Origin of the sequence: Brevibacterium antiquum, from assembly GCF_016107655.1 — a bacterium.
GTDB lineage: Bacteria > Actinomycetota > Actinomycetes > Actinomycetales > Brevibacteriaceae > Brevibacterium > Brevibacterium antiquum.
Genome location: NZ_JABASX010000008.1, coordinates 60,518 through 84,896, shown reverse-complemented (window position 1 = coordinate 84,896; position 24,379 = coordinate 60,518). Strand labels below are relative to the sequence as shown.

General features: G+C 63.0%; 25 protein-coding genes. 17 read left to right on the top strand and 8 right to left on the bottom strand.

Translation table 11 applies throughout. The annotated features are described in order from the left end of the window. Nucleotides 1-58: 58 nt before the first annotated feature. The 11 genes from ftsH (at nt 59) to JFC13_RS14090 (ending at nt 10,635) form a co-directional block, all read left to right on the top strand. Complete coding sequence (gene ftsH, locus JFC13_RS14140) at nt 59-2,209, top strand: ATP-dependent zinc metalloprotease FtsH (protein ID WP_198397713.1); 2,151 nt, start codon at nt 59-61, stop codon at nt 2,207-2,209. Next, on the top strand, nt 2,209-2,832 hold the full coding sequence (gene folE / locus JFC13_RS14135; RefSeq protein WP_198397712.1) for a GTP cyclohydrolase I FolE: 624 nt from the start codon (nt 2,209-2,211) through the stop codon (nt 2,830-2,832). The genes ftsH and folE overlap by 1 nt, the downstream gene beginning before the upstream one ends. 9 nt (nt 2,833-2,841) lie before the next feature. Continuing rightward, the gene (folP, locus tag JFC13_RS14130; protein WP_198397711.1) at nt 2,842-3,708 is read left to right on the top strand and encodes a dihydropteroate synthase; all 867 of its coding nucleotides are present in this window, start codon (nt 2,842-2,844) and stop codon (nt 3,706-3,708) included. Continuing rightward, nucleotides 3,705-4,634, top strand: a complete 930-nt coding sequence (gene folK / locus JFC13_RS14125; protein WP_198397710.1) for a 2-amino-4-hydroxy-6-hydroxymethyldihydropteridine diphosphokinase — start codon at nt 3,705-3,707, stop codon at nt 4,632-4,634. The genes folP and folK overlap by 4 nt, the downstream gene beginning before the upstream one ends. A gap of 28 nt (nt 4,635-4,662) precedes the next feature. After that, entirely contained in the window at nt 4,663-5,124 is a 462-nt protein-coding gene (locus tag JFC13_RS14120) for a DUF3180 domain-containing protein (RefSeq protein ID WP_143922057.1), read from the top strand. Beyond that, nucleotides 5,121-5,621: a PH domain-containing protein gene (locus tag JFC13_RS14115; protein WP_198397709.1), complete on the top strand. Its 501-nt coding sequence runs from the start codon at nt 5,121-5,123 to the stop codon at nt 5,619-5,621. Before JFC13_RS14120 ends, JFC13_RS14115 begins: the two co-directional genes overlap by 4 nt. 2 nt (nt 5,622-5,623) lie before the next feature. Further along, nucleotides 5,624-7,537: a PH domain-containing protein gene (locus JFC13_RS14110; RefSeq protein ID WP_198397708.1), complete on the top strand. Its 1,914-nt coding sequence runs from the start codon at nt 5,624-5,626 to the stop codon at nt 7,535-7,537. Next, nucleotides 7,534-8,439: a Rossmann-like and DUF2520 domain-containing protein gene (locus JFC13_RS14105; protein ID WP_198397707.1), complete on the top strand. Its 906-nt coding sequence runs from the start codon at nt 7,534-7,536 to the stop codon at nt 8,437-8,439. The genes JFC13_RS14110 and JFC13_RS14105 overlap by 4 nt, the downstream gene beginning before the upstream one ends. 82 nt (nt 8,440-8,521) lie before the next feature. Then, nucleotides 8,522-10,081: a lysine--tRNA ligase gene (gene lysS, locus JFC13_RS14100; RefSeq protein WP_198397706.1), complete on the top strand. Its 1,560-nt coding sequence runs from the start codon at nt 8,522-8,524 to the stop codon at nt 10,079-10,081. 4 nt (nt 10,082-10,085) lie between these two features. Next, on the top strand, nt 10,086-10,331 hold the full coding sequence (locus tag JFC13_RS14095; RefSeq protein ID WP_198397867.1) for a hypothetical protein: 246 nt from the start codon (nt 10,086-10,088) through the stop codon (nt 10,329-10,331). Next, a complete protein-coding gene (locus JFC13_RS14090; protein ID WP_143922051.1) occupies nt 10,297-10,635 on the top strand; it encodes a histone-like nucleoid-structuring protein Lsr2 in 339 nt (112 codons plus the stop codon). Before JFC13_RS14095 ends, JFC13_RS14090 begins: the two co-directional genes overlap by 35 nt. Nucleotides 10,636-10,650: 15 nt before the next feature. Here JFC13_RS14090 and JFC13_RS14085 read toward each other — a convergent pair whose 3' ends face one another. Continuing rightward, nucleotides 10,651-10,875, bottom strand: coding sequence for a hypothetical protein (locus tag JFC13_RS14085; RefSeq protein ID WP_198397705.1), 225 nt, complete (start codon nt 10,873-10,875; stop codon nt 10,651-10,653). A gap of 311 nt (nt 10,876-11,186) precedes the next feature. Here JFC13_RS14085 and JFC13_RS14080 point away from each other — a divergent pair, with 311 nt between their 5' ends. Beyond that, nucleotides 11,187-13,739 carry an ATP-dependent Clp protease ATP-binding subunit gene (locus JFC13_RS14080; RefSeq protein WP_198397704.1) on the top strand — a complete coding sequence of 851 codons (2,553 nt, stop codon included), beginning with the start codon at nt 11,187-11,189 and terminating at the stop codon, nt 13,737-13,739. 95 nt (nt 13,740-13,834) lie between these two features. Beyond that, entirely contained in the window at nt 13,835-14,419 is a 585-nt protein-coding gene (locus JFC13_RS14075) for an amino-acid N-acetyltransferase (protein ID WP_198397703.1), read from the top strand. Between the two features lie 97 nt (nt 14,420-14,516). On the opposite strand, the gene JFC13_RS14070 is transcribed toward JFC13_RS14075, so the two are convergent. Next, nucleotides 14,517-15,554 carry an A/G-specific adenine glycosylase gene (locus JFC13_RS14070; protein ID WP_198397702.1) on the bottom strand — a complete coding sequence of 346 codons (1,038 nt, stop codon included), beginning with the start codon at nt 15,552-15,554 and terminating at the stop codon, nt 14,517-14,519. Between the two features lie 36 nt (nt 15,555-15,590). Here JFC13_RS14070 and JFC13_RS14065 point away from each other — a divergent pair, with 36 nt between their 5' ends. Beyond that, nucleotides 15,591-16,367 (top strand): hypothetical protein, encoded by a 777-nt coding sequence (locus tag JFC13_RS14065; RefSeq protein WP_232488634.1) that lies wholly within the window; start codon nt 15,591-15,593, stop codon nt 16,365-16,367. Between the two features lie 27 nt (nt 16,368-16,394). Here the strand turns inward: JFC13_RS14065 and JFC13_RS14060 are convergent, their stop codons facing one another. The 3 genes from JFC13_RS14060 to map all read right to left on the bottom strand — a co-directional run bounded on the left by JFC13_RS14060 (nt 16,395) and on the right by map (nt 19,121). After that, nucleotides 16,395-16,787: a VOC family protein gene (locus JFC13_RS14060; RefSeq protein ID WP_232488633.1), complete on the bottom strand. Its 393-nt coding sequence runs from the start codon at nt 16,785-16,787 to the stop codon at nt 16,395-16,397. Nucleotides 16,788-16,829: 42 nt separating this feature from the next. After that, the gene (radA, locus tag JFC13_RS14055) at nt 16,830-18,182 is read right to left on the bottom strand and encodes a DNA repair protein RadA (RefSeq protein WP_198397701.1); all 1,353 of its coding nucleotides are present in this window, start codon (nt 18,180-18,182) and stop codon (nt 16,830-16,832) included. Between the two features lie 171 nt (nt 18,183-18,353). Beyond that, on the bottom strand, nt 18,354-19,121 hold the full coding sequence (map, locus tag JFC13_RS14050; RefSeq protein ID WP_198397700.1) for a type I methionyl aminopeptidase: 768 nt from the start codon (nt 19,119-19,121) through the stop codon (nt 18,354-18,356). A gap of 150 nt (nt 19,122-19,271) precedes the next feature. Here map and JFC13_RS14045 point away from each other — a divergent pair, with 150 nt between their 5' ends. Next, complete coding sequence (locus JFC13_RS14045; protein ID WP_198397699.1) at nt 19,272-19,508, top strand: hypothetical protein; 237 nt, start codon at nt 19,272-19,274, stop codon at nt 19,506-19,508. Here JFC13_RS14045 and JFC13_RS14040 read toward each other — a convergent pair whose 3' ends face one another. From JFC13_RS14040 to JFC13_RS14030, 3 genes are all read right to left on the bottom strand, one after another. Next, on the bottom strand, nt 19,509-19,751 hold the full coding sequence (locus JFC13_RS14040; protein ID WP_198397698.1) for a PLD nuclease N-terminal domain-containing protein: 243 nt from the start codon (nt 19,749-19,751) through the stop codon (nt 19,509-19,511). It abuts the gene before it with no gap. A 32-nt stretch (nt 19,752-19,783) separates the two neighbouring features. Further along, nucleotides 19,784-21,322 carry an L-piperidine-6-carboxylate dehydrogenase gene (gene amaB / locus JFC13_RS14035; protein ID WP_198397697.1) on the bottom strand — a complete coding sequence of 513 codons (1,539 nt, stop codon included), beginning with the start codon at nt 21,320-21,322 and terminating at the stop codon, nt 19,784-19,786. Nucleotides 21,323-21,406: 84 nt separating this feature from the next. Continuing rightward, complete coding sequence (locus tag JFC13_RS14030; protein ID WP_332839421.1) at nt 21,407-22,717, bottom strand: NAD(P)/FAD-dependent oxidoreductase; 1,311 nt, start codon at nt 22,715-22,717, stop codon at nt 21,407-21,409. Between the two features lie 89 nt (nt 22,718-22,806). Between JFC13_RS14030 and JFC13_RS14025 the strand changes: the two genes are divergently transcribed. Beyond that, complete coding sequence (locus JFC13_RS14025; RefSeq protein ID WP_198397696.1) at nt 22,807-23,697, top strand: LysR family transcriptional regulator; 891 nt, start codon at nt 22,807-22,809, stop codon at nt 23,695-23,697. Further along, a complete protein-coding gene (locus JFC13_RS14020; RefSeq protein WP_198397695.1) occupies nt 23,694-24,296 on the top strand; it encodes a class I SAM-dependent methyltransferase in 603 nt (200 codons plus the stop codon). Before JFC13_RS14025 ends, JFC13_RS14020 begins: the two co-directional genes overlap by 4 nt. Nucleotides 24,297-24,379 lie beyond the last annotated feature (83 nt).

Below are 24,379 nucleotides of genomic sequence, written 5' to 3'. Positions count from 1 at the left end.
TCCCAGGCAGCCTCGGTAGCCTGAACAGGTTGCCCACATCTTTTTCCTGAGAGGACTTATGGCCGAGTCGAATAAGCGTCGCCCACTGCTCAACAAGGCGACGAAGGGCCCATTGGTCTGGATCGTTCTGGCACTCCTCGTAGTGTCTATCGGTGCTCTGCTCTTCAGCCGAGTCGGATTCAGCCAGATTGACACCCAGCAAGGCCTCGAACTGCTCCAGGACGACAAGGTCGAACAGGCCAAGATCGTCGACAAGGATCAGCGCGTCGACCTGACCTTGAAAGACGATCTCAAGATCGAGGGCGAGGACTTCGGCAAGAAGGTTCAGTTCTTCTACGTGGAGCAGCGTGGGGACCAGATCGTCAAGGCCGTGGACTCGGCCGAGCCCAGCAAGGGATACACCGACGAGGTGCCCAAGCAGAGCTGGCTGATGTCCCTGCTGGGAACTCTGATCCCATTCGTCATCATCTTCGTTGTCTTCTGGTTCCTCATCTCGCAGATGTCGGGCGGGAAGATGATGAACTTCGGCAAGTCCAAGGCGAAGCTCGTCAACAAGGAGAACCCGGACGTCACTTTCAAGGACGTCGCCGGTGTCGACGAGGCTCTTGAAGAGCTCGAGGAGATCAAGGAGTTCCTGGCCGAACCGGAGAAGTTCAAGGCTGTGGGAGCCAAGATCCCCAAGGGCGTCCTTCTCTACGGTCAGCCCGGTACCGGTAAGACCCTGCTGGCGAAGGCAGTGGCCGGTGAAGCCGGTGTGCCCTTCTACTCGATCTCGGGCTCTGACTTCGTCGAGATGTACGTCGGCGTGGGCGCCTCCCGTGTGCGCGACCTGTTCGAGCAGGCTAAGACGAACGCTCCCTGCATCATCTTCATCGATGAGATCGACGCCGTCGGTCGCCAGCGCGGAGCCGGCATGGGCGGCGGCCATGACGAGCGCGAACAGACGCTCAACCAGCTGCTCGTCGAGATGGACGGCTTCGACGTGAAGACCAACGTCATCCTCATCGCGGCCACAAACCGTCCCGACGTTCTCGACCCGGCGCTTCTGCGCCCCGGCCGCTTCGATCGGCAGATCCCGGTTGAGGCCCCGGACATGAAGGGCCGTCAGCACATCCTCGAGGTCCACGCCGAGGGCAAGCCCCTGGCAGATGACGTCGATCTGGCCCAGATCGCCAAGCGCACCCCCGGATTCTCAGGTGCGGACCTGGCCAACGTCCTCAACGAGGCGGCTCTGCTGACAGCTCGCGAGGGCGCGACGGTCCTCGACAACCGGATCCTCGACGAGGCGATCGATCGCGTCATCGCCGGACCGCAGAAGCGGACCCGCCTGATGAACGACAAGGAACGCCTCATCACCGCGTATCACGAGGGCGGACACGCACTTGTGGCCGCGGCGATGAACCAGACCGACCCGGTCACCAAGGTCACTATCCTGCCCCGCGGCCGCGCCCTGGGCTACACCATGGTCCTGCCGAGTGAGGACAAGTACTCCACGACCCGCAACGAGCTGCTCGACCAGATGGCTTACGCCATGGGTGGCCGCGTGGCCGAAGAAGTCGTCTTCCACGATCCCACCACCGGTGCCAGCAACGACATCGAGAAGGCGACGAACATCGCCCGGAAGATGGTCACGCAGTACGGCATGAGCGACAAGCTGGGGATGGTCAAGATCGGAGACGATCAGGGCGAGCCCTTCGCCGGTCGCGGCTACGGCGGAGGCGACGAGTACGGCGATGCGACACTGTCCTCGATCGACAGCGAGGTTCGCGACATCATCGACGCCGCCCATGCTGACGCCTACTGGGCGCTGACGCACAACCGGGACGTCCTCGACGACCTCGCCTACCAGCTGCTCGAGCGGGAGACTCTTGATCAGGCGGCACTGGCAGAGATCTTCACCCCCATCGTCAAACGCCCCACGCGCGATGTGTGGCTGGCCAATGACGAACGCCCGGTCTCCGAACGCGGCCCCATCGATCCGCCTGCACCATTGAGCGGGGACCGCAACGGCAAGAGCAACGGCAACTCGGAGGTCGACACCACCGACGTTCCCGGCGCCGGACCGACGGGCGCGAACGGACCTCACGTGCCCCATAACCCTACGGGACCGATCAAACCCAACGATCCGACCGGTCCATCCGGGCCGACGGGTCCATCCGGACCGACGAGTCCACGCAATACCGACGGCAGCGGGGAGAGCGGCTACTGATGTCAGAGCTCGAAGAGGTGACAGAGGTCCTCGGCAAGGCGCCTGCTGGCACCGGCAATAAGGTCGACCAGCCGCGGATCGCCGCCGCCGTGCGTGAGATCCTCATCGCCGTCGGGGAAGATCCTGATCGAGAAGGACTGCTGGAGACCCCGGCCAGGGTCGCTCGTGCCTACGAAGAGGTCTTCGCCGGCATCCACCGCGACCCGGCCGACGTTCTGGGCGTGACCTTCGACATCAGCCACGAGGAAATGGTCCTCGTCCGAGACATCGACCTGTATTCGATGTGCGAACACCATCTGGTGCCATTCCACGGAGTCGCCCACATCGGCTACATCCCGAGTAAGAACGGCAAAGTCACTGGACTGTCCAAGCTTGCCCGCCTCGTCGAGATCTATGCTCGTCGCCCCCAGGTCCAGGAACGGCTGACGGCTCAGATCGCCGACGCACTCGTCGAACACCTCGAGCCTCAGGGCGCGATCGTCGTCGTCGAGGCCGAACATCTGTGCATGACCATGCGGGGAGTCCGGAAACCGGGCGCCTCGACCATCACCTCGGCGGTGCGCGGGCAGCTGCGCGAAACGGCATCCCGAGCAGAAGCCATGAGTCTGATCATCCGGAGATAGAGGTCGCACATGCCCACACCGGAACGCACGAAGATCATGGGCGTCCTCAACGTCACGCCCGACTCCTTCTCCGACGGCGGTCGCTACTTCGACCACGACGCCGCCATCGCCCACGGTTTCGACCTGCTGCGCTCGGGCGCAGACATCATCGATGTCGGAGGGGAGTCCACTCGCCCCGGCTCAGTTCGAGTCGATGAGGCGGAGGAGCTGCGCCGCGTCGTCCCAGTGATCAGAGAGCTGGCCGCTGCAGGTGCCGTCATCAGCGTCGACACCATGCGAGCCAAGGTCGCAGAGGCATCATTGGATGTCGGCGCCCACATCATCAACGACGTCTCCGCGGGACTCTCCGATCCGACGATGCTGGCCGTCGCCGCCGAGACCGCAGCCCCGGTCGTGCTCATGCACTGGCGAGGCTACCTCGACCGTGCGTCGGCGTCCTTCCACTACGACGATGTCGTCGCCGAGGTGATCACGGAGCTGAAGACGAGAATCGACGAAGCGACGGCCGTCGGTGTGAAGCATGAGAACATCATCCTCGACCCGGGCCTGGGCTTCTCGAAGAACGCCGAACACAACTGGCAGATCCTCGGAGCCCTCGACGAGTTTGCGGATCTGGAACATCGGCTCCTCGTCGCCGCCAGCCGCAAACGCTTCCTCTCTACCCTGCTCTCACCGGAGGACCCGAAACTCGCCGAGGAGTCGGCGAAGGATCAGGCCACGGCCGCGATCTCGGCCCTGTCGGCCAGGGCAGGAGCGTGGGCGGTGCGCGTCCATGAACCTTCCACCTCGGCGATCGCGGCCAAGGTCATTCACGCCGTGAACTCATATGCCCCGGCGGGCACTTCGAATGAGCGTGCAGCGGAGGCAGACGCATGAATGCCGGTTCGGATCGGATCGAACTGCGCGGGCTGAGAGTCCGCGGCAACCACGGAGTCTTCGACTTCGAGAAGCGTGAGGGCCAGGACTTCGTCATCGACGCCACCCTGCACACCTCCGTATCGCGGGCCGCGGCCACGGACGACATCGCCGACACCGTCCACTACGGCGATCTGGCCGAAGACGTCGCACACATCGTCGAAGACAACACCTTCGACCTCATCGAGACCCTGGCCGTCCGGATCGCCGAGCACTGCCTGGGCCTGGCTGAACATGTCGAAGTTGTCGTCCATAAGCCCGGAGCTCCGATCCAGCGCAGCTTCAACGACGTCAGCGTCACCGTCATCCGTTCCCGCGACACCACCGACGCTGCCGCGGCCAACACGGTCGATGATGAGCCTGCCGGGGCCGAGTCGGCCGAGACAGAGGCCTACCTCAATCTCGGGGCCAACCTCGGCGATGCGGCCGACACACTCGAGCAGGCCGTTGCCGCACTCGATCGACATCCCAAGATCACCGTGCTCAGGCGATCCTCCCTGTATCGCACCGCGCCCTGGGGCGGAGTCGAACAGAACGACTTCCTCAATCTGGGCCTCATCGTGGCCACCAGCCTGCCCGCCCCACAGCTCCTGGCCGTGGCACAGGGAATCGAAGTCGCCTGCGGCCGGACCCGGGAACTGCGCTGGGGACCACGCACCCTCGACATCGACCTGATCCGCTTCGGCACCGAGCCGGCAGAGCTCATCCTCGACACCGACGCACTGACCCTGCCCCACCCACGGGCGCACGAACGTGCATTCGTCCTCGCACCATGGGCCGAGCTCGATGCGGCCGCAGAAATCCGCACACCCACCGGTCCGCGACCGATCACCGCCGTCCTGAGCGAGCTGGGCGACCAGGAAATCACGCGAATCCCGGCCCCATAAGGGGCCAGGGTTTGAGAGACTTGGAGCTATGCAGCGAACATCGTCGGGGACTCTCGTCATCTGGGCCGTCATCGGTGCCGTGGTGGCGCCGACGGTCGACGTGCTTCTGGAGAGTCAGGGCTTCGCTCTGCCAGGGCTGCCCTGGTTCGCCATCATCGGTATGCTCATACTCGCTGCAGTCCTGCTGGTCCTGGGTTGGCCGATCAAGAAATGGAATGACGGCGACCGGACCAAGGAGATCGACCCTCTCCAAGCGGCCCGCGTAGCCGTCATGGCCAAGGCCAGTGCCCTGACAGGGGCCGGACTGGCCGGTTGGTATATGGGCAACGCCGCCTACTACTTCCTGTCCGCACCCGGCATCCGCAATGATTTGGCGGCAGGTATGCTGTTCGCTATGATCGCAGCCGCAGCGTTGATGATCGTCGGCCTGATCGTCGAAGGCTTCTGCGAGCTGCCCCCTCAAGATCCACCAGGAGCCGAAGCAGCATGAGCCGCGAATTCAACTATCTGTCCGGAACAGACGCCGACTTCAACCGGGTCAGTCCCAAATACGGTCTCAAGGAGACGATCGCGACTCTGACGATGCTCGTCCCGATGATCATCGTGGCTCTCGTCTTCGCCATCATCTTCACTTCCGAAGTTCCATGGCTGCACGCGATCTGGGCCTGCCTTGTGGCGTTCACCGTCTTCCTCATCGTCATCATCATCCGTCAGGCCAAAGCCATCGGCTATGCCGAGAGGGCCGACGACCTCCTCATCCGGCGCGGCATCATGTTCCACAAGGCCACGGTCGTCCCGTACGGACGTCTGCAGTTCGTCGACGTCGATGCCGGCCCCCTCGATCGCATGTTCGGCCTGGCCACCGTCAAACTTCATACTGCCTCGGCGGCCACAGATGCCACCATTCCGGGATTGCCACGCGCCGAGGCCGATCGTCTGCGCGACAGCCTCGCCGGCCTGGGCCAGGCCAACTTGGCAGGGCTGTGAGCATGACCGAGGACGGACCGAACGGCCAACCTCCTGAACCCACAGGTGATCCCGCGACCGAACCCGCGCGCGAACCCGCAGCCGAAACTTCTACCGATCCCGCAGCTGAACCCGCAACCGAGCCGGCAGCTGAGCCCGCAGACCAGGATGCGGCGGCTCCCGAGGTGTGGCACAGAGTCCACCCTCTGACACCGATTCTCGAAAGCTTCGGCGTGCTCGTGGGTATCTTCATCGCGGCCGCCTACGGTCTGCAGAACTTTGCGCAGACTGCCATCGAAAACCTGGCCAGGGGCGATGGCGTCGACCTGGGATTCGCCGGTTGGCTGCGCACTCACCCCCTCGTCATCCTCGGCGGGGTCGGAGGGCTCGTTCTCATCCTCCTCATCACCGCACTCTTCAGTTGGTTGGCCTGGAGAGTGATGGGCTATCGGATCGATTCCGAGTCCATCTACTATCGACGCGGTCTGCTGTCGAAGAAGCTGCGCAAAGCCAGGCTCGACCGCGTGCAGTCGATCGACCTGCAGCAGAAGCTGCTACCCCGACTGCTGGGAATGGCGGAACTCGTCTTCGACGTCGCCGGAGGCACCGACTCCAACATCTCCCTGAAGTATCTGTCGAAGAAGCGTGCAGAGGGACTGCGGGACGAGCTTCTCACCGCTGTCCGCGAGAAGAGGCAAGGAGCTCACCAGGGGGAGCGAACCCCGGCCTCGGGAGGATCCGCCGAGTCGGTCCCTGGCACAGCTCCGGGCGCCGTCGGTGTGCCCGCCGGAACCGAACCCCGAGCTTCCGGCGATGCCGAAGCCACGGGTGCACCAGCCGATTCCGGTGCCGAGCCCGCCATCGATCGCAGCGTACCCGAACGTCGCGATGACAGCATCGGCGTACGCCTGAGCAAACGCCTCGGCTCACTGGCCGAAGGGGCCTCACAGGAGGCGGAGTCCAGCATCAACGAACTTCTGGCTCCATACAATGTCTCCGCCGACATCAGTGACGAAGGCGAGATCGTCCGCGTGCCCGTGCACCGGGTCGTGGTCTCCTCGCTGTTGAAGTCAGAGACGATCATCTCGGTCTTGGTCGTGCTTATCGTCATCGCCGCAGCCATCGTTCTCCTGGCTATGGGGCTGACCGAGGCCTTCATCCCGATGCTCGTCGCAGTCATCCCCGGCCTCTTCGCAGCTTTCTCCGCCTTCAGGAAGAACCTCGACAACGCGAACTTCGTGGTCAAACTGGGAGAGAACGGACTGGCCGTCAACCACGGGCTCGTCTCCACCTCCCGCAAGGTGATCCCACTCGACCGTCTGCAGGCCGTCTGCCTCCATCAGCCGCTGCTGTGGCGGTGGGCCGGTTGGTGGAAGGTCGAATACAACCTCGCCAGCGCCGGAGGCTCGGGCGAGACGAACATACTGCTGCCCGTCGGCGATATCGACCAGGCACGGCTCATGGTCGGACTCGCGCTCCCGGATCCGCAGATGCCAGACGAGGTCAGCGCCGCGACCCTGGTGCGATCAGCCATGTACGACCGCAAGTCCGAGGACCCGCAGGCCGAAGCCGCAGAAGAGCTCTTCCACGGTCAGCCCCGTTCCTCCAGGCTCATCGACCCCTTGGTGTGGAAGCGGCGGGCCTATGTCGTGACCGGTTCACTGCTCGTGCTGCGAATGGGTGTCCTTGACCGTCGAGTCGACTTCGTGCCGCATGTGCGCGTGCAGTCGATGAGCTATCACCAGGGTCCGCTCATGCGCGCGCTCGGTCTGGGCACGGTCGCCGTGCACTCCACGGCTGGTCCCATCGACCCCCGCGTCACCCATCAGAGTGTCGACGACGCGAAGCGGTTCTTCAGCGAGCACTCCGAGCGCACGCGGCTCGCGCGGCAGCGTTACGACGAGGAAGCCCGCAGGGCCAAGGAAGGCAGGCCATGAGCCAAGCAGGTATGGGCCAAGACGGAGCCCCTCGTCTGGGAATCGGAATCATCGGCTGTGGGAAGGTCGGCGCGACCATCGGAGCTGCCTGGCGCGAGGCCGGTCATGCCATCATCGGTGTCAGTGCCACCTCGGCGACCAGCCTGCAACGGGCCGAGGAGATGCTGCCAGGAGTACCGGTCCTGCCACCGGACGATGTCGCAGACCGTGCCGAGCTTCTGCTCCTGACCGTCCCTGACGATGAGATCGAATCCCTCGTCAGCGGTCTGGCGAAGGTGTCACGAATCCATTCGGGGCAGATCCTTGTTCACTGCTCGGGCCGGTACGGAACGGACGTCCTCGAAGCCGGAACCAGCCTCGGTGCGCTGCCGATCGCACTGCATCCATCGCTGTCTTTCACCGGCACCGCAGTCGATCTTCCACGCCTGCGGCAGTCGACGATCGCCGTGACCGCACCTGCACCGATCCGTCCTGTGGGCCAGGCGCTCGTCGTCGAAATGGGCGCCGAGCCGATTGACGTGGCCGAGGCCGACCGTCCGCTCTACCATGCAGCCATCACCCACGCCTCCAACCACTCGATAACGATCATCAGCGAAGCGATGGAGATGCTCGCCGAGGCGGGAGTCAGTGACCCTTCACGTGTGCTCACAGCCCTCGTCGACGCGAGCGTGACGAACACCCTGCAGAACGGTCCGAAGGCCCTGACCGGGCCCGTCAGCCGCGGAGACGTGGGCACGGTCTCCGCGCACCTGGCAGCGCTCAGTGAGTTCAGTCTCAACGTCTCCAGCCCCGCGGCTCGCAACAGCTACATAGCGCTGGCCAGATCGACGACCGCCAAGGCGCTGAGCTTGGGACGGATCACGCAGTCGCAGGCGCAGGAGATCCTGTCCCGTCTGGACTGAACGACGTGCTGGAACTGTGTGCCGGGGCCGGTGGTCGTTTGCGAATTCCCCCTGGGGCCGCGCTCACGGTAGCCTGGAGGGTATGGCAGATACCGAGTCGAACACGCCCGAAAACGCAGACCTTTCACCCGAGCATCTCGATCCCGAACAGATCCGGATCCGAAAGGAAAAGCGCCAGCGGCTCTTAGACTCCGACACCGATGCCTATCCGGTCGGAATTCCTCGCACGCACACCCTCGCCGAGGTTCATGCCGCGCATGACGGGCTGGAAGCCGGTGACGAGACCGAGGACATCGTCGGCGTCGTCGGCCGTGTCGTGTTCGTCCGGACAACGGGCAAGCTCTGCTTCGTGACCCTGCAGTCGGGTGACGGGACGCGCCTTCAGGGCATGCTGTCTCTGCGTGAAGTGGGGGAGGAACGACTCGGCGATTTCAAGACCGACGTCGATCTGGGCGACTTCCTGTTCGTCCATGGCAAGGTCATCAAGTCCAAACGCGGCGAACTCTCTGTGCTCGCCGATTCCTGGACGATGGCCAGCAAGGCGCTGCGTCCGCTGCCGGGCCTGCACACCGAACTGGCCGAAGATACTCGTGTGCGTCAGCGCTACCTCGATCTGATCACCCGCGAAGACGCACGGAAGAACATGCTGGCCCGGGCAGAGGTCATGTCGTCCCTGCGTCGGACGTTCGCAGAACAGGAGTTCGTCGAGATCGAGACTCCGATGCTCCAGTTCATGCACGGTGGAGCTGCAGCACGGCCATTCAAGACACATATGAATGCCTATGACATCGATATGTTCCTGCGCATCGCGCCGGAGCTCTTCCTCAAGCGGGCGATCGTCGGCGGCATCGAGAACGTCTTCGAGATCAATCGCAATTTCCGCAATGAAGGTGCCGACTCCACGCACTCACCGGAGTTCGCGATGCTCGAGGCGTACCAGTCCTACGGCGACTACCACTCGATCGCCGAACTGACGAAGACGCTGGTCCAGAACGCGGCACAGGACGCCACCGGTTCTCTCGTGGTGAAGTTGGGAGACGGTGAGGACTACGACTTCGGCGGTGACTGGCCCGTGGTCAGCATGTACGAGACCCTGTCCGCGGAATCCGGAGTCGAAGTCACCCCGGAGACCGGACTCGACGTCCTGGACAAGATCGCAGCCGATAACAACGTCGACCTGGGTGGAGTATTCCGCTCACACGGCAAGTATGTCGAGGAGTTGTGGGAGCACTTCTACCAGGACAAGCTGTGGGTGCCGACATTCGTCACCGACTTCCCCGTCGACACCTCACCTCTGGTTCGTGAACACCGGACCAAGAAGGGCGTCGTGGAGAAGTGGGACCTCTATGTTCGCGGCTTCGAATTGGCCACAGGCTATTCCGAGCTCGTCGACCCGGTCATTCAGCGTGAACGGTTCGAGGCTCAGGCGGCCGACGCGGCCAAGGGTGATGAAGAGGCGATGGGGCTCGACGAGGAATTCCTCACCGCGATGGAACACGGAATGCCGCCGACCGGCGGTATGGGAATGGGACTTGATCGTCTGCTCATGGCTTTGACCGGCCTGGGAATTCGAGAAACGATTCTCTTCCCATTCACGAAGCCAATTGCCTCCGGTAATTCGGAAATGGCTGAGGAAGGTTGAGCACATGATGGATCTGATGAAGGCACTATTGCCTTCGATCTGTGTTGGTTTGCTGTTCTGGTACGTGATGAGAAACATCCTGCGTGCAGATCGGACCGAACGAGAGCAGATCGATAAATTCTATTCAGAGCATGAGGTTAGCGAATTAGGCGATAATCATGAATCAGATGTTAAGCTGACTGCGACAAATACTTCTGATTATGAAAAGAGTGAACATGGCAAGGGAGATGCGACTCGTTCTCACGGATGATTTCGATGGCTCGGAGGCGTCGGAAACCGTTCGCTTCAGCCTCGACCAAGGTACCTACGAACTCGAACTGTCGACAGAGAATGCCGAAAAGCTCCGTGAAACGTTCGCCCCGTTCATCGCCAAGGCTCGTCGGGTAGCCAACCCGGGTGGCCGTGGACGTCGTGCAGGGGCTGGCTCCACCGCGGGCCCGAAGCGCGACACTGCCAAGATCCGCGAATGGGCACAGGCAAACGGTTACCAGCTGGGCGATCGCGGACGCATTCCGCTTGAAATCGTCCAGGCATACGAAGCTGCAGACAGCTGATCCGCCTCAATCCAGTCACCGCCGATAACTGAAGCGGTATAGCGAATCGATGATTGCGACTGATTCGATAATCGCTTTCTGAAGGACCAACGGTTGAACCGTTGGTCCTTCAGTGTTTTTGCTGATGAGTTTCGCAAGCCGGGCTTCCGGAGTCGGCACCGGAATATCCACCCCGCGAATGACGTTGGAGCGGATGACGTCCCAGCGCCGTTGTCGAATATGACGGCTGACTGCAATCACGTTGTCACTTGACCGCCGACAGTAAAGTTAGACGATTTACTCAATTCCCGTCCGCGGTAATCTATGACCGCAGCAATCTATGGAGTATCTCGATTTCCCGTTGCGAAGGATGGAATCGACACACCTCAGAGACACGGAGAACCGGAATCTGCGTAGGACGAGTCGGCAGTATGTCGTGCAGAGGAGTGACGAAGGGGCGAACACCGAATTTCGCCCACAGCCAAACGGTTTCGGCTGATGGCGAAACGTGCAATAGATCGTGGCCAATGGTCGTTAGGCTCTAAAGAATAACAAGACCGAGGAGGGTGAATATGTTCGAGCGGTTCACTGACCGAGCACGCCGAGTGGTAGTGCTTGCCCAGGAAGAAGCCAAACTACTCAAACATAACTACATCGGAACCGAGCACATCCTGCTCGGGCTGATCCACGAGGGCGAGGGCCTGGCAGCCAAAGCACTCGAGGGAATGGACATCTCCCTCGAGCAGGTGCGCGACCAGGTCCAGGAGATCATCGGACAGGGGCAGCAGGCACCGAGCGGGCACATCCCGTTCACCCCGCGTGCCAAGAAGGTCCTCGAGCTCAGCCTCCGTGAGGCGCTGCAGCTGGGACACAGCTACATCGGAACCGAGCACATCCTGCTCGGTCTGATCCGCGAGGGTGAAGGCGTTGCCGCACAGGTGCTCGTCAAGCTGGGCGCCGATCTGGGACGAGTCCGCCAGGAAGTCATCAAGCTTCTGTCGGGCTACCAGGGCAAGGAGCCCGTCTCCGCAGGTGGTCGCGAGGAGGGAACCCCATCCGGTTCGCTCGTCCTCGACCAGTTCGGAACGAACCTGACCGCAGCCGCCCGCGAAGGCAACCTCGATCCGGTCATCGGCCGGCACGAGCAGATGCAGCGCGTGATGCAGATCCTGTCCCGCCGGACCAAGAACAACCCTGTCCTCATCGGTGAACCCGGTGTCGGCAAGACCGCAGTGGTCGAAGGACTTGCCTTGGCGATCGTCAACGGCGAAGTTCCGGAGATTCTCGAGGACAAGCAGCTCTACACCTTGGACCTCGGTTCACTGGTGGCGGGCTCCCGCTACCGCGGTGACTTCGAGGAACGCCTGAAGAAGGTCCTCAAGGAGATCCGCACACGCGGCGACATCATCCTCTTCATCGACGAGATCCACACTCTGGTGGGTGCGGGTGCCGCTGAAGGTGCCATCGACGCTGCTTCGATTCTCAAGCCCATGCTGGCGCGAGGCGAGCTGCAGACCATCGGTGCGACGACTCTCGACGAGTACCGCAAGCACATCGAGAAGGACGCTGCACTCGAACGTCGCTTCCAGCCGATTCAGGTTCCTGAACCATCGCTGGCGCATTCGATCGAGATCCTCAAGGGTCTGCGCGACAAGTACGAGGCGCACCACAAGGTGACGATCACGGAGGGTGCACTTTCGGCTGCCGTGAACATGTCGGATCGCTATGTCAACGACAGGTACCTGCCGGACAAGGCAATCGACCTCATCGACGAAGCAGGCGCCAAGCTGCGCATCTCGCGTCTGTCGGTGCCGCAGGAGATCCGCGACCTGGAGGAGCAGATCCTCGAGGCCCGTCACCGCAAGGAAGCCGCCATCGACGCTCAGGACTTTGAGCTCGCGGCATCTGAGCGTGACTCCGAGATGAAGCTGCAGCAGGACAAGGACGAACAGACCGAAGCCTGGCGCAAGAGCGGCAAGGACACCTCTGCGGTCGTCGACGCGGAGCTGATCGCCGAGGTGCTGGCTGCAGCCACCGGTATTCCTATCTTCAAGCTCACCGAGGAAGAGTCCTCGCGTCTGCTGCGGATGGAAGACGAGCTGCACAAGCGCATCATCGGGCAGAACGACGCGGTCAAGTCGATCTCCCGTGCCATCCGCCGGACCCGTGCGGGCCTGAAGGATCCGAAGCGCCCCTCCGGCTCGTTCATCTTCGCTGGTCCCACCGGTGTCGGCAAGACCGAGTTGGCGAAGGCTCTGTCGGAGTTCCTGTTCGGTGATGAGGATTCGCTCATCAGCCTGGACATGTCGGAGTACTCGGAGAAGCACACCGTGTCCCGACTCTTCGGTTCTCCTCCCGGCTATGTTGGCTACGAAGAGGGCGGCCAGCTGACGGAGAAGGTCCGTCGCAAACCGTTCTCAGTGGTCCTCTTCGACGAGGTGGAGAAGGCTCACTCGGATATCTTCAACTCGCTGCTGCAGATCCTTGAAGATGGCCGTCTGACCGACTCGCAGGGTCGTGAGGTGGACTTCAAGAACACCATCATCATCATGACCACCAACCTGGGTACTCGAGACATCTCGAGTGGCCTGCAGCTGGGCTTCCAGGTTGAGGGCAACACGAACAACAACTACGAGCGCATGAAGCAGAAGGTCAACGAGGAGCTCAAGCAGCACTTCCGCCCCGAGTTCCTCAACCGTGTCGATGACACGATCGTCTTCCCGCAGCTGAACAAGGAAGAGATTCTGCAGATCGTCGATCAGTTCCTGGCACGTCTGGACGCCCGTCTGGCCGATCAGGGCATGAAGGTCGAGGTCAGCGATGCGGCCAAGATTCTGTTGGCCGACCGTGGCTACGATCCGGTCTTGGGCGCTCGTCCGCTGCGTCGGACGATCCAGCTCGAGATCGAAGACCACCTGTCCGAGAAGATCCTGTTCAAGGAGATCGGCAGCGGTCAGACCATCAAGGTCGACGTCAAGGGAGAAGGCAAGGAAGCGGAATTCACGTTCGAGGGCGTGGAGACCGAGAGCATTGCCGCCAGCGGTCCGGATGATTCCGGTTCCGGTGGAGAACTCGCTGGTGCCGGTTCGTCCGGCGGCAGCGGATCGGGAAGCTCCGCGTCCTGATCTCCTCCTAGAGCGTTGAAGAGGCCCGGGGGCACAGCACAAGCTGCGTCCCCGGGCTTTTTCATGCCCACTGGCCGATGGTGTTGAATGAAGATATGAGCTCAGCCCCAGTCGACTTCGACCATCACCAGGTCTCCTCGGACCATCACTTCAACCATTCCCTTCCCGGCGGGCTCTACCTGCGCAGGGCGCGCACGAGCGACGTCAAGGGGATTGAGGCATTGGTCGCACCGCTGGCCGAAGAGCGCATTCTGCTCGCCAAGGACACCGTCACCTATTTCGAGACTCTGCAGGAATTCTGGCTGGTGGTGGATCCGCAGCCGGACGGAACCGAAGTTCTGGCCGGCTGCGCGGCACTGCACATCATTTGGGCGGACCTTGCGGAGGCGCGCACCGTTGCCACCTCGCCGGCCTATCGGGGGCGCGGAGTCGGCAAGGCCCTCATCCGGCAGCTCCTGGCAGACGCCGTGGCGATCGGCGTCGACAGGGTCTTCTGCCTGACCTTCGAGACCGGATTCTTCGGTGCACTCGGATTCGAGCCGATCAAGGGCATCCCTGTCTCCCCAGAGGTCTACGTCGAACTCCTGCACTCCGCCGACGAAGGTGTGGCAGAGTTCCTGGACCTCGCCCGCGTCAAACCCAATACCCTGGGCAACGCCCGGATGATCAAGTTCCTGTGAGGATCACTTCCCGTCGAACTTCGAGATGAACTCTTCGACGATGGAGACCGTATCCTCGGGCGCATATGAGAGCCCAAGCGCGCAGCGGCAGCGGCGCTCACCCGGGAAGACGAAGCATCTCACCGTCCTGAGCTGCCAGACCGTCAGAGATCAGATCGCCGATGAGACGGGAGATCCGGTCTGCATCTGCGCTGAGTTCCCGTACTTGCGCAAGCTTCGTCGATGTGTGTGAAGGGAGCGAGTCGAGCAGCTTGAGATCCACCTCGGCGGTGGATGCGGTGAAGAGATCGACGGAGACGCAGCCGAAATTGTCGCTGCCGTCGGAATGTTCGTGCGCGGACTTGAGCACATCCATGATGGCACCGCGCAGCTGACGGTCCGTGCCCGCCCACTTCTGTGTCTTCGGCTTCACCACCGAGGCTGGCCTTCCCGCCTTCTGCCAGGCGCACATGTCGCTGAGCGGGCAGGTCTCGCAATGGGGGTTCCTGGCCGTGCATACGAGCGCCCCGAATTCCATGACCCCGGCGTTCCACTGCTTGTGATCTGTCTCGGGAACGAACTGGCTGGCCCATTCGGTCTCTGTGCGTCCCGGTGAAGCTGAGGGACGATCGCGGCCAGCGAAGAGCCGGATGAGAACACGGCGCACATTTGTGTCGAGCACGGTGGTGCGCTCACCGTGGGCGAAGGAGGCCACAGCTGCTGCGGTGTAGGAACCGATGCCGGGGAGACGCTCGAGTTCCTGCGCAGTCTGCGGCACGTGACCGTCGAGTTCCTCGGCGATCACCCGTGCGGCTTCCTGGAGTCGCAGTGCCCTTCGTGGGTAGCCGAGGCGGTCCCAACTGTGGAGCACTTCGGCGGTGGGCGCCTGTGCCAGATCTGCGGGCGTCGGCCACTTGTGCATCCATTCCCGCCACCGGGGTTCGACTCTGGAGACTGGAGTCTGCTGCGACATGATCTCGCTGACGAGGACGGCCCAGGCGCTGGTGTCTGCATCTCTCCAAGGCAGAGGGCGAGCAGCGGTTTCGAACCAGGTGATGATCGTCTCGCGAACGTGGTGGATGTCCGCGTTCGCGACGGTGGGGAACGGAGAGTCGCGGCGCGAAGATCTCGATTCGGAAGCGGCTCGGTGTGTCATTTGGATGCTCAATCGCTTCGGCCTAGGCTCAAAGCGATGACTCCTTCCAATCGTGGTTCGCAGCCGAAGAACGGCGCCAGGCAGCCCCGCCAGTCTAGCGGGAAGCTGCCAGCGCACGTGTACCGTCGGCGACGTTACGCGCTGTTGGTGGCCAGCCTCGTGGTGGTCGCACTATTGGTGCTAGGCGTCGTCGGAATCGTCAAAGGACTGGGTGGGGGCAGCAGAGACGAACCTGTCGCCGAGGAGACACCGTCGGCAAGCACGACCTCGGCAGCGCCGGTCCCAGACGAGAAGGCCGCAAGTGGGAAGTGTCCCGAGGAGAAGGTCGGACTCAAAGCCAAGGTCGACAAGAAGAGCTTCAAAGAAGAGGCCAAGCCCAAGTTCGAAATGGTGATCGAGAACAACCACACGGCCACATGCCTGATCGAGGTCGGCACCAAGGAGCAGGAGTTCCTGGTCGAGAAGAACGGTGACGTCGTCTGGTCATCGAAGTTCTGCGCCGCCGATGAGGACGAGAACGCTGAAGTCTCGACCGAGTTCGCGCCGGAGTCTGAGAAGACTGCTCAGTTCGAATGGAATCGGGTGCAGGTCGACAAGAACTGCAATCGCACGAACAAGTCCTTCGGACCGGGGGAGTACGAGCTCGTCGTCAAACTCGGCGATGAGAAGAGTAAGCCAGCGAAGTTCGAACTGGAGAAGGACGCCGCCACCAAGGCCAAGGAGAAGAAAGAGGCCGAGGACAAGAAGTCGGAGGAAAAGGAGTCCGAGGCGCCTGACGAGAAGCCATCGGAAGAGAAGTCAACAGAGGAGTAGATCCCTGCTGACCCAGCCGGCTGTTGGTCAGGCTCCGCGGTAGGACCCCACGCCCCAGGAATTGCCGTCATGGTCGCGGAAGTCGAATTCCCGACCGCCGTGAGACTGCGTTGCCACGGGGCGGACGATCGCATGGCCCATGTCGACGATCTCCTCGTAGAGTCGGTCGACCTCCCGTTCGGTGTCGACGACGACGTAGATAGAGCTCCCGCCGACGCTGTCCAGAGCCGAGCCGTCATTGCGGACGGAGCCGAACATGATTCCGCCCGTCTCGCCCAGTGCGTATTCGGCGCGGACGACGATCTCGGGATCAGACTCGTCCCTGACGATGAGCCTCTCGGTGAAACCGAGCGCGAGCAGCAGAGCGGTCGTTGCGGCCGAGTCTGTGGTCCTCATTGCGGGAAAGACTGTCGTGGTCATACTTCCAGGATGCGCCATTTTCATGCAGATGTCCCGAAATTTTTACCGATTGCCTCCCAAAAGTAACTCGACAGCCTCCGAAACGTGTTCACATTCCTTGACGCGCATCCCCTGCGGGGTGGAGACGTTGCGCAGCGCACCGTGGGCGACGATCGCATGGGTGATGCCCAGGCGTGACGCCTCATTGAGCCTCTGCCCGAGGTTGGGTACATTGCGAATCTCGCCCGAGAGGCTGATCTCACCGATAGCCACGAATTTTGCGGCAAGCGACTTTCCGATCGCGGCCGAGGCCAGTGAGAGGCAGATCGCCAGGTCGCTGGCCGGTTCTGCCAATTTCGCGCCCCCGACAGTTGCGGTGAAGACATCGGACTTGGCCAGACTGATGCTTCCGATCTTCTGGCTGAGCACGGCGAGCATCATCGCCACACGGGAGGAGTCCACGCCGGAGACAGACCGGCGGGACTGCCCGCCGGCGGACTCGGTGATCAGTGATTGAACTTCGACGAGGAGCGGACGTTTGCCTTCCTGCGTCACGGTCAGACAGGTCCCTGGAGGATTGCTGCCGCTGCGGGAGAGGAAGAGGCCAGATGGGTCCTCGAGGCTCTTGATGCCGTTCTCCTCCATGTCGAAGCAGCCGACATCGTCGGTCGGTCCGAACCTGTTCTTCACGGCTCGCAGAAGACGCAGTCGGGAGTGACGTTCCCCTTCGAAGTTGCACACCACATCGACGAGGTGTTCGAGAAGTCGGGGGCCGGCGATCGTGCCGTCCTTCGTGATATGGCCGACGAGCACAGTCGGCAGAGACCTGGCCTTCGCCTCGCGGATCAGGGCCGCGGCCACTTCTCTGACCTGGGTGACCCCGCCTGGGACCCCGTCGATCTCGGAGGAGGCGAGGGTCTGGATGGAGTCGACGATGAGCATTTCGGGCTCCTCTGCCTCGATCATGCCCAGGACCGCGCCGAGGTCGGTCTCCGCAGCCAGCAGCAGGGAGTCCTCGAGGGCGTTGATGCGCTCGGCCCGCAGCCGCACCTGCCCCGCCGATTCCTCACCGGTGACGTAGAGAACCTTGGCCCCGAATTTAGCAACGCGCGACGCGACATCGAGCAGCAGCGTCGACTTGCCGACACCGGGCTCGCCAGAGAGGAGAACGACGGCGCCGGGGACGATCCCGCCGCCGAGGACACGGTCGAATTCGCTGACGTAGGTGGTCTTCGCCTGGGCCAATGTGGAGTCGATCTGGTTGATCGACTTCGCACCGCTGGACTTCTTGACCTTCGTCTTGACCGAGGACTTGCCGGCGCCCTTCTCCTCGAGCGTGCCCCAGGCCTGGCATTCGGGGCAGCGGCCCAGCCACTTGACGGTCGAATAGCCGCATTCGGTGCAGGTGAAAGACATAAAACAATTCTGGCACGCCCTACTGACACGGAGGGGGTGCAGACGCAGAGATCACTGCCGGGCCACAGGAGCCGATCTCGGGTGACCCGTTGATCGAGGCGATCGTCCAATAGAAATCGGGCTCCCAACGATCTCTGTCGTTGGGAGCCCGATTGCATGTGGAGGCGGGGATCAGTCCAGCGCGGTGAGGATCCTGGGCCCATCCTCGGTGATGGCGATCGTGTTCTCCGAATGCGCGCCGTTCGATCCGTCGGCCAAGCGCAGGGTCCATCCGTCCTTGTCCACGGAGAGCTTCTTCGAGGTGAATGACCACCATGGTTCGATCGCCAGTGTGAGACCGGGCTTGAGTACCAGGCCGCGTCCGCCCTTCCCGCGGTTGGCCACGTGCGGATCCTCATGCATCGTGTGGCCCAGTCCGTGACCGCCGAAGTCGAGGTTGACCGGAATGCGCTGCTCATCGGCGACATCGCCGATGGCTTTCGATATATCGCCGAGGCGGCTGCCCGGCTGGGCGGCGGAGATGCCGGCTTCGAGTCCTGACCAGGTTGAGTCGATGAGGCGCTGATCTTCTTCGCTGCCGTTCCCGACGATGACGGACCGTGCTGCATCGGCGACCCAGCCATCGATGGACACGGCGAAGTCCAAGGTCAGAAGGTCGCCGTCCTTCATCACGTATTCGTGGGGCTTGCCGTGGAGGACCCCGTCATTGACCGAGAGGCAGATGACGTTTCGGAAGGGGCCCTCACCGAATGATGGTGCATAGTCCCAATAGCAGGAGACGGCGCCGGCCTCTTCGATGAGTTTCCTGGCGCGCTTCTCCAGATGCATGATGTTCATGCCCGGTTCTGCGATCGAAGACAATTCGGCCAGTGTCTTCGCGACGAATCGGCCGGTGACCGCCATCTTGTCGATCTCGGCGGGTGTCTTCAACTCAATCACAGGTGTTCTCCTTCAGTCATCACGGGCTCATTGGCAACTTTAGTCGTTCTGGTCCCTTCCGTCGCGGTCGCACCTGCTTTCCGTGATCAAGCAGACAGCTGCAAGCGAATCTGATTGCAAGGAATCTTGTAGCCAGGGAGGTTCCGCACCATGAGAGATATCGTGGTTGCCGTCATCCTCGGCAATGCCTTCGGGATGTCAATGATGTCCGGAGCAGAAGCATTCCAGGACGGCGCGGCCTCGTGGATACTTCAGCTCATCGTGTTCCCGCTCGCCGCTGCGGTCGGAATCGTGTCGCTGCTCCTCAAGCACAGAAAACGGGCGTCGGCCCAAGGCCGACACCCGAATTCTCACGACATTGATCAAGAGCCAGAACAGCGTCGCTGACTATTGCGCCAACTCATCGGAATGCTTGCGCTGCGCCACACTTCTGCGGCGATAGTCGAGCCAGACGAGCGATCCGAGAATCGGTAAGGCGATGATGAATACTGCCCACGCCAGCTTGGTGGGCGCATCGACTTTCGACTGAGCCAGCGACACCAATGACCAAACTGCCAGACCGATGACGACGAGAAGGAGCGCGGTCCAGGCGAAGTCGTACCAAGCGGGGAGCAGTGGAGTCTCAGACATGTCAGCAGACTATCTCATCTGACAAGTGACCTTCAGAGGAACTCCACACCCTGGGCCAGCGGGAGCTCACCCGAATAGTTGACGGTGTTCGTGGCCTGCCGCATGTAGGCCTTCCACGAGTCGGTGCCGGATTCGCGGCCGCCGCCGGTCTCCTTCTCGCCACCGAAGGCCCCGCCGATCTCCGCACCGGAGGTGCCGATATTGACGTTGGCGATGCCGCAGTCGGATCGGGACAGGAATTTCTCCGACTCGGCCAGCTCCGAGGTGAAGATCGCCGATGACAGACCCTGTGGCACCCCGTTGTGGATGTCGAGCGCCTCGTCGAGGTCGTTGTAGGTCACGACGTAGAGGATCGGGGCGAAGGTCTCCGACTCCATCACCGAGGTCTGGGCAGGCATCCGTACGACCGCCGGCTCCACATAGTGTGCTTCGGGTCGTTCATCGTCGAGGACGCGCCCACCACCGGTCAGGACGGTGCCGCCTTCCGATTCGGCCTGTTTCAGGGCTGCCTGCATCGCCTCGAATGAGCCCTCATTGATGAGCGGTCCCACCAGCACGCCGTCCTCGGTGGGAGACCCGATGCTCAAGGTCTTATAGGCGGCGACGATCTTGTCCACGAAGTCATCGGCGATGGATTCGTGGACGATGAGGCGGCGCAGCGTGGTGCAGCGCTGTCCCGCGGTTCCTGCGGCAGCGAAGACGACACCGCGCAGTGCCAGGTCGATGTCGGCACTCGGGGCCACGATCGCACCATTGTTGCCGCCGAGCTCCAACAGGAGGCGACCGAAGCGCTCGGCCACGACGGGTCCGACCTCGCGGCCCATGCGCACCGACCCGGTGGCCGAGACGAGGGCCACGCGCTCATCGCGGACCATGGCATCGCCGATGTCCCTGCCGCCGACGAGGACAGGGACGAGTCCCTCCGGTGCCCCCACCTCAGCGGCGGCGCGGGCCAGAAGGGACTGGGCGCCAAGGGCTGCGAGCACGGCGTTCTCCGAGGGCTTCCACACCACGGCATCGCCGGCGACCAGGGCCAGTGCGGTGTTCCAGGAGTAGACGGCCACAGGGAAGTTGAAGGCCGAGATGACGCCGACGGCGCCGAGCGGATGCCAGGTCTCCATGAGCCTGTGTCCGGGGCGTTCGCTGGGCATGGTCTTGCCCCACAGCTGCCTGGACTGGCCCAGGGCGTACTCGCAGATGTCGATCATCTCCTGCACCTCACCGGCGGCCTCGGACGGGGTTTTGCCCGCCTCGACCGTGATGATCTTCGCGAGGTCCTCCTTGTGCTCGCCCAGCAGCTGCCCCCAGCGCTGCACCAATTGGCCGCGCACTGGTGCGGGAACGTCACGCCAGGCAGCGAACGCCTCGGCGGCTGCTGAGATCTTGTCTGCAACGGACTCCTTGGTGTCCGCAGCCAGCGTGCCCAGGCTCTGGCCGGTGATGGGGGAGCGGGCAGGCAGGTTCGCCGGGGCTCCAGGTCCGGCGTTGAGCACGGCCGCCTCGACTCCGCAGGCCTTGAGCCCGGAGGTGAGGAGATCGGTGATGGTCTGGTCGGTGGGCAATGCGGTCATTGCTGTCCTTTCGCTGGTGCTTCTGGTGAGCGGGAATCTGATGATGTGGTTGAGTCACGGTCGATTGCAGTGGGGGAGGGGTCGTCAGACGATGTTGAGCTCCTTGCGCAGGCCAGAGGTGGCGAAGCGTCGTTTGTCCAAACCGGAGACGTCGACGAAGGGCTGATGTCCGGTCATGAGGTCAGCGACGACCTCCCCGACGGCCGGGCCCATGAGGAACCCGTGGCCGGAGAATCCGCAGGCGTAGAAGAAGCCTGCGAGTTCCTCCGCCTCACCGATGAGCGCATTGTGATCGGGCGTCATCTCGTAGAGTCCCGCCCAGCCGCGCTTGACTTCGACATCGCCCAAGGCCGGAGCCCGAGATTCGATGAGCTCTGCCAGGGTGGGCAGCCAGTCCGGGCTGCGCTTGTCATCGAATTCCCACACGTCCGTCTCGTCCGGGCATCCGAAGAGCAGGCCCGGACCCTCCGGATGGACGTAGAAGCTCGTGGAGAAGTCGATGGTGAAGGGCATCCGCGACAGGTCGATACCCAGCTGCGTTTCATCCACGGGTTCGCTGACCATGATCTCGCGGCGCAGGGGCCTGACCGGCAGATCGACCCCGGCTGCCTCACCGATGAGACCGGACCAGGCGCCGGCGGCACAGACGACCTGTGCACACTCGATCCTGCCCTTGCTGGTCGTCACCGCGCTGACTCTGCGACCGCCGTTCGAACCGTCGCTGCCCACCGAACCGTCACCGCCGGCGGTTTCGAACCCGGTCACCTCGCACTTCTTGAGCACCTGCACGCCCAGGTTCCGTGCGGCATTCACGTATCCGGACACCACGGCCTCAGGGGTGCAATGACCGTCTCCGGGATTGAAGGCACCGGCAACGAGTCCCTCTGTGTCGATGTACGGGGCCAGATCAGCCACCTCGGCGACGGTGAGCATCCGGGAATCCAGACCCATCCGCTGCTGGAGTTCGACGTTGGCGGCGAAGGTCTCGGCATCCTCGGCGGAATCGAGGAGGAAGAGGTACCCATTGCTCACCAGATCGATGTCGACGCCGAACTCGCTCTCGAAGGTGCGCAGCACCTCGAGGCTGCGTGTGGACAGGGCGATGTTGACCTCATCGGAGAATTGGCTGCGCACCCCGCCGGCGGCCTTCGACGTCGACCCCGAACCGGGGACGTCGCGTTCGACGAGGACGATGTCGTGGACGCCGTGTTTGGCCAGGTGATAGGCGATGGATGCTCCCATGACCCCGGCACCGATGATGACCACCTCGGCGCTCGTCGGGGCTGTTGATGTGCTCTCCAACTTCCACCTCTTTCGTCTCCTGCTGCGGCGGCCGTCCTTGGCCGCCGCAGAGTCGGAAATCGCCGACGTCGATGTCGGCGTATTGCGGTTCACTGCCCATTGTGGTTCCAGTCACGTTTAAGGACAAGAGCGAGTTCATGAAAACTGTTTTTAGGAAACCTGAAAACAGCTAGGCTGTGGCCATGGCATGGACTCTGGGGCAGCTGCGCACCTTCGTCACGGTGGCCGAGCTCGGGTCGATGACCCGAGCTGCGGAACAGTTGGGCTACAGCATCGGGGCGGTCTCGCAGCACATGAGCGCCCTGCGCCGCGCGGTCGGTTCCGAGCTGTTCCTTCGCCGAGGCAGGGGGATGGTCCTCGCCGAAGCCGGCCGAACGCTGCTTCCGCGCGCCCGAAGCATCCTCGCCGCCCAGAAGCAGGCAGAGATGGCGATGCTGGGCAGGGACTTCCGCAGCGAGGCCATCGTCACGCTCGGCGTCTTCGGTTCGGCATCGACGAGGGCATTGCCGGCCATTGTGAGCCTCCTGGGCCAACAGCACCCGCACATCGAGGTCCGGGCCCGCGAGATCAATGTCGAGACCATGTCGGCGGCCGTCATCGACGGAGCCATCGACTTAGGCATCGGGATCAACTATCCGGCCGTGCCGCTGCCGCCGATGCGGGGCCTGAGCTGGACGACCGTGGCCAGTGAGGACTTCGGCATCGCCGTGCCCGCGGGCGCACCGGGTCCCACACGGCAGGCCTTGGCCGAGGCCGATTGGATTCTGCCGCCGGCCGAAGAGCTCTTCGGCCGAGCGATGCGACTGGCCACCTCGGCGCTGGGGATCGCTGCGAAGGAGACCCACATCGTCACCGACACCGCCGTCGCGCTCGCCCTGGCAGGCACGGGACTCGGGCTGACCCTGGCGACGCCGATCATGATGTCCCTGGGCGGGCCCGACGTCGAGCTGCATCCCATCGCCGAGGCGGGCGGCAGGGAGATCATCGTGCTGACCTCCCCGGATCCGGCAGATCCGGTCGCAGCCGTCGCCGAGGTGGTGGCCGAGGTCTTTCGTCCTAGGATGGGGCCATGAGCTTCGATCATCAGTGGAACCGCATCCGTGAGACCAATCCCGACCACTCCGCGAACTACGCCGAGCGGTGGCGCACACTCGCCGCCTCCGGCCACGACATCGGTGGAGAGGCGAGATTCGTCAATGCGATGGCACCGCGAGGAGCACGTATCCTCGACGCCGGCTGCGGTACCGGTCGTGCCGGTGGCCTGCTCATCAGCGAAGGGCACAGCGTCTACGGCGTCGACCTCGATGAGTTCCTCATCTCAGTCGCCGAGGAGGACTTCCCAAGCGGTGAATGGCACACCGGCGACTTGGCCGAATTCGACTTCGCAGATGCGGGCATCAACGACATCGACGTGGCGTTCTGCGCCGGCAACGTCCTGTCATTCCTCGATCCCGCCTCACGTCGCCAGACCCTGGGCAACATCAGATCCACCCTGAAATCAGGCGGACGCTTCGTCGCCGGCTTCGGGGCCGGCCGCGGCTACGACTTTGCAGACTTCATCGATGATGTGAAGTCGACCGGGATGCTCGTCAACCTCAAGCTGTCCACCTGGGAACTCCACCCCTTCGAGCCCGATTCCGGCTTCCTCGTGCTCATCGCCGAACGTGTGTGATCGCGGACGATCATCGAAGCAGTGAGCGCAGACGTGGCTCTTGGAGCGCAGGCCGAAACATGATTGGCTGGTGGCGTCGGGCC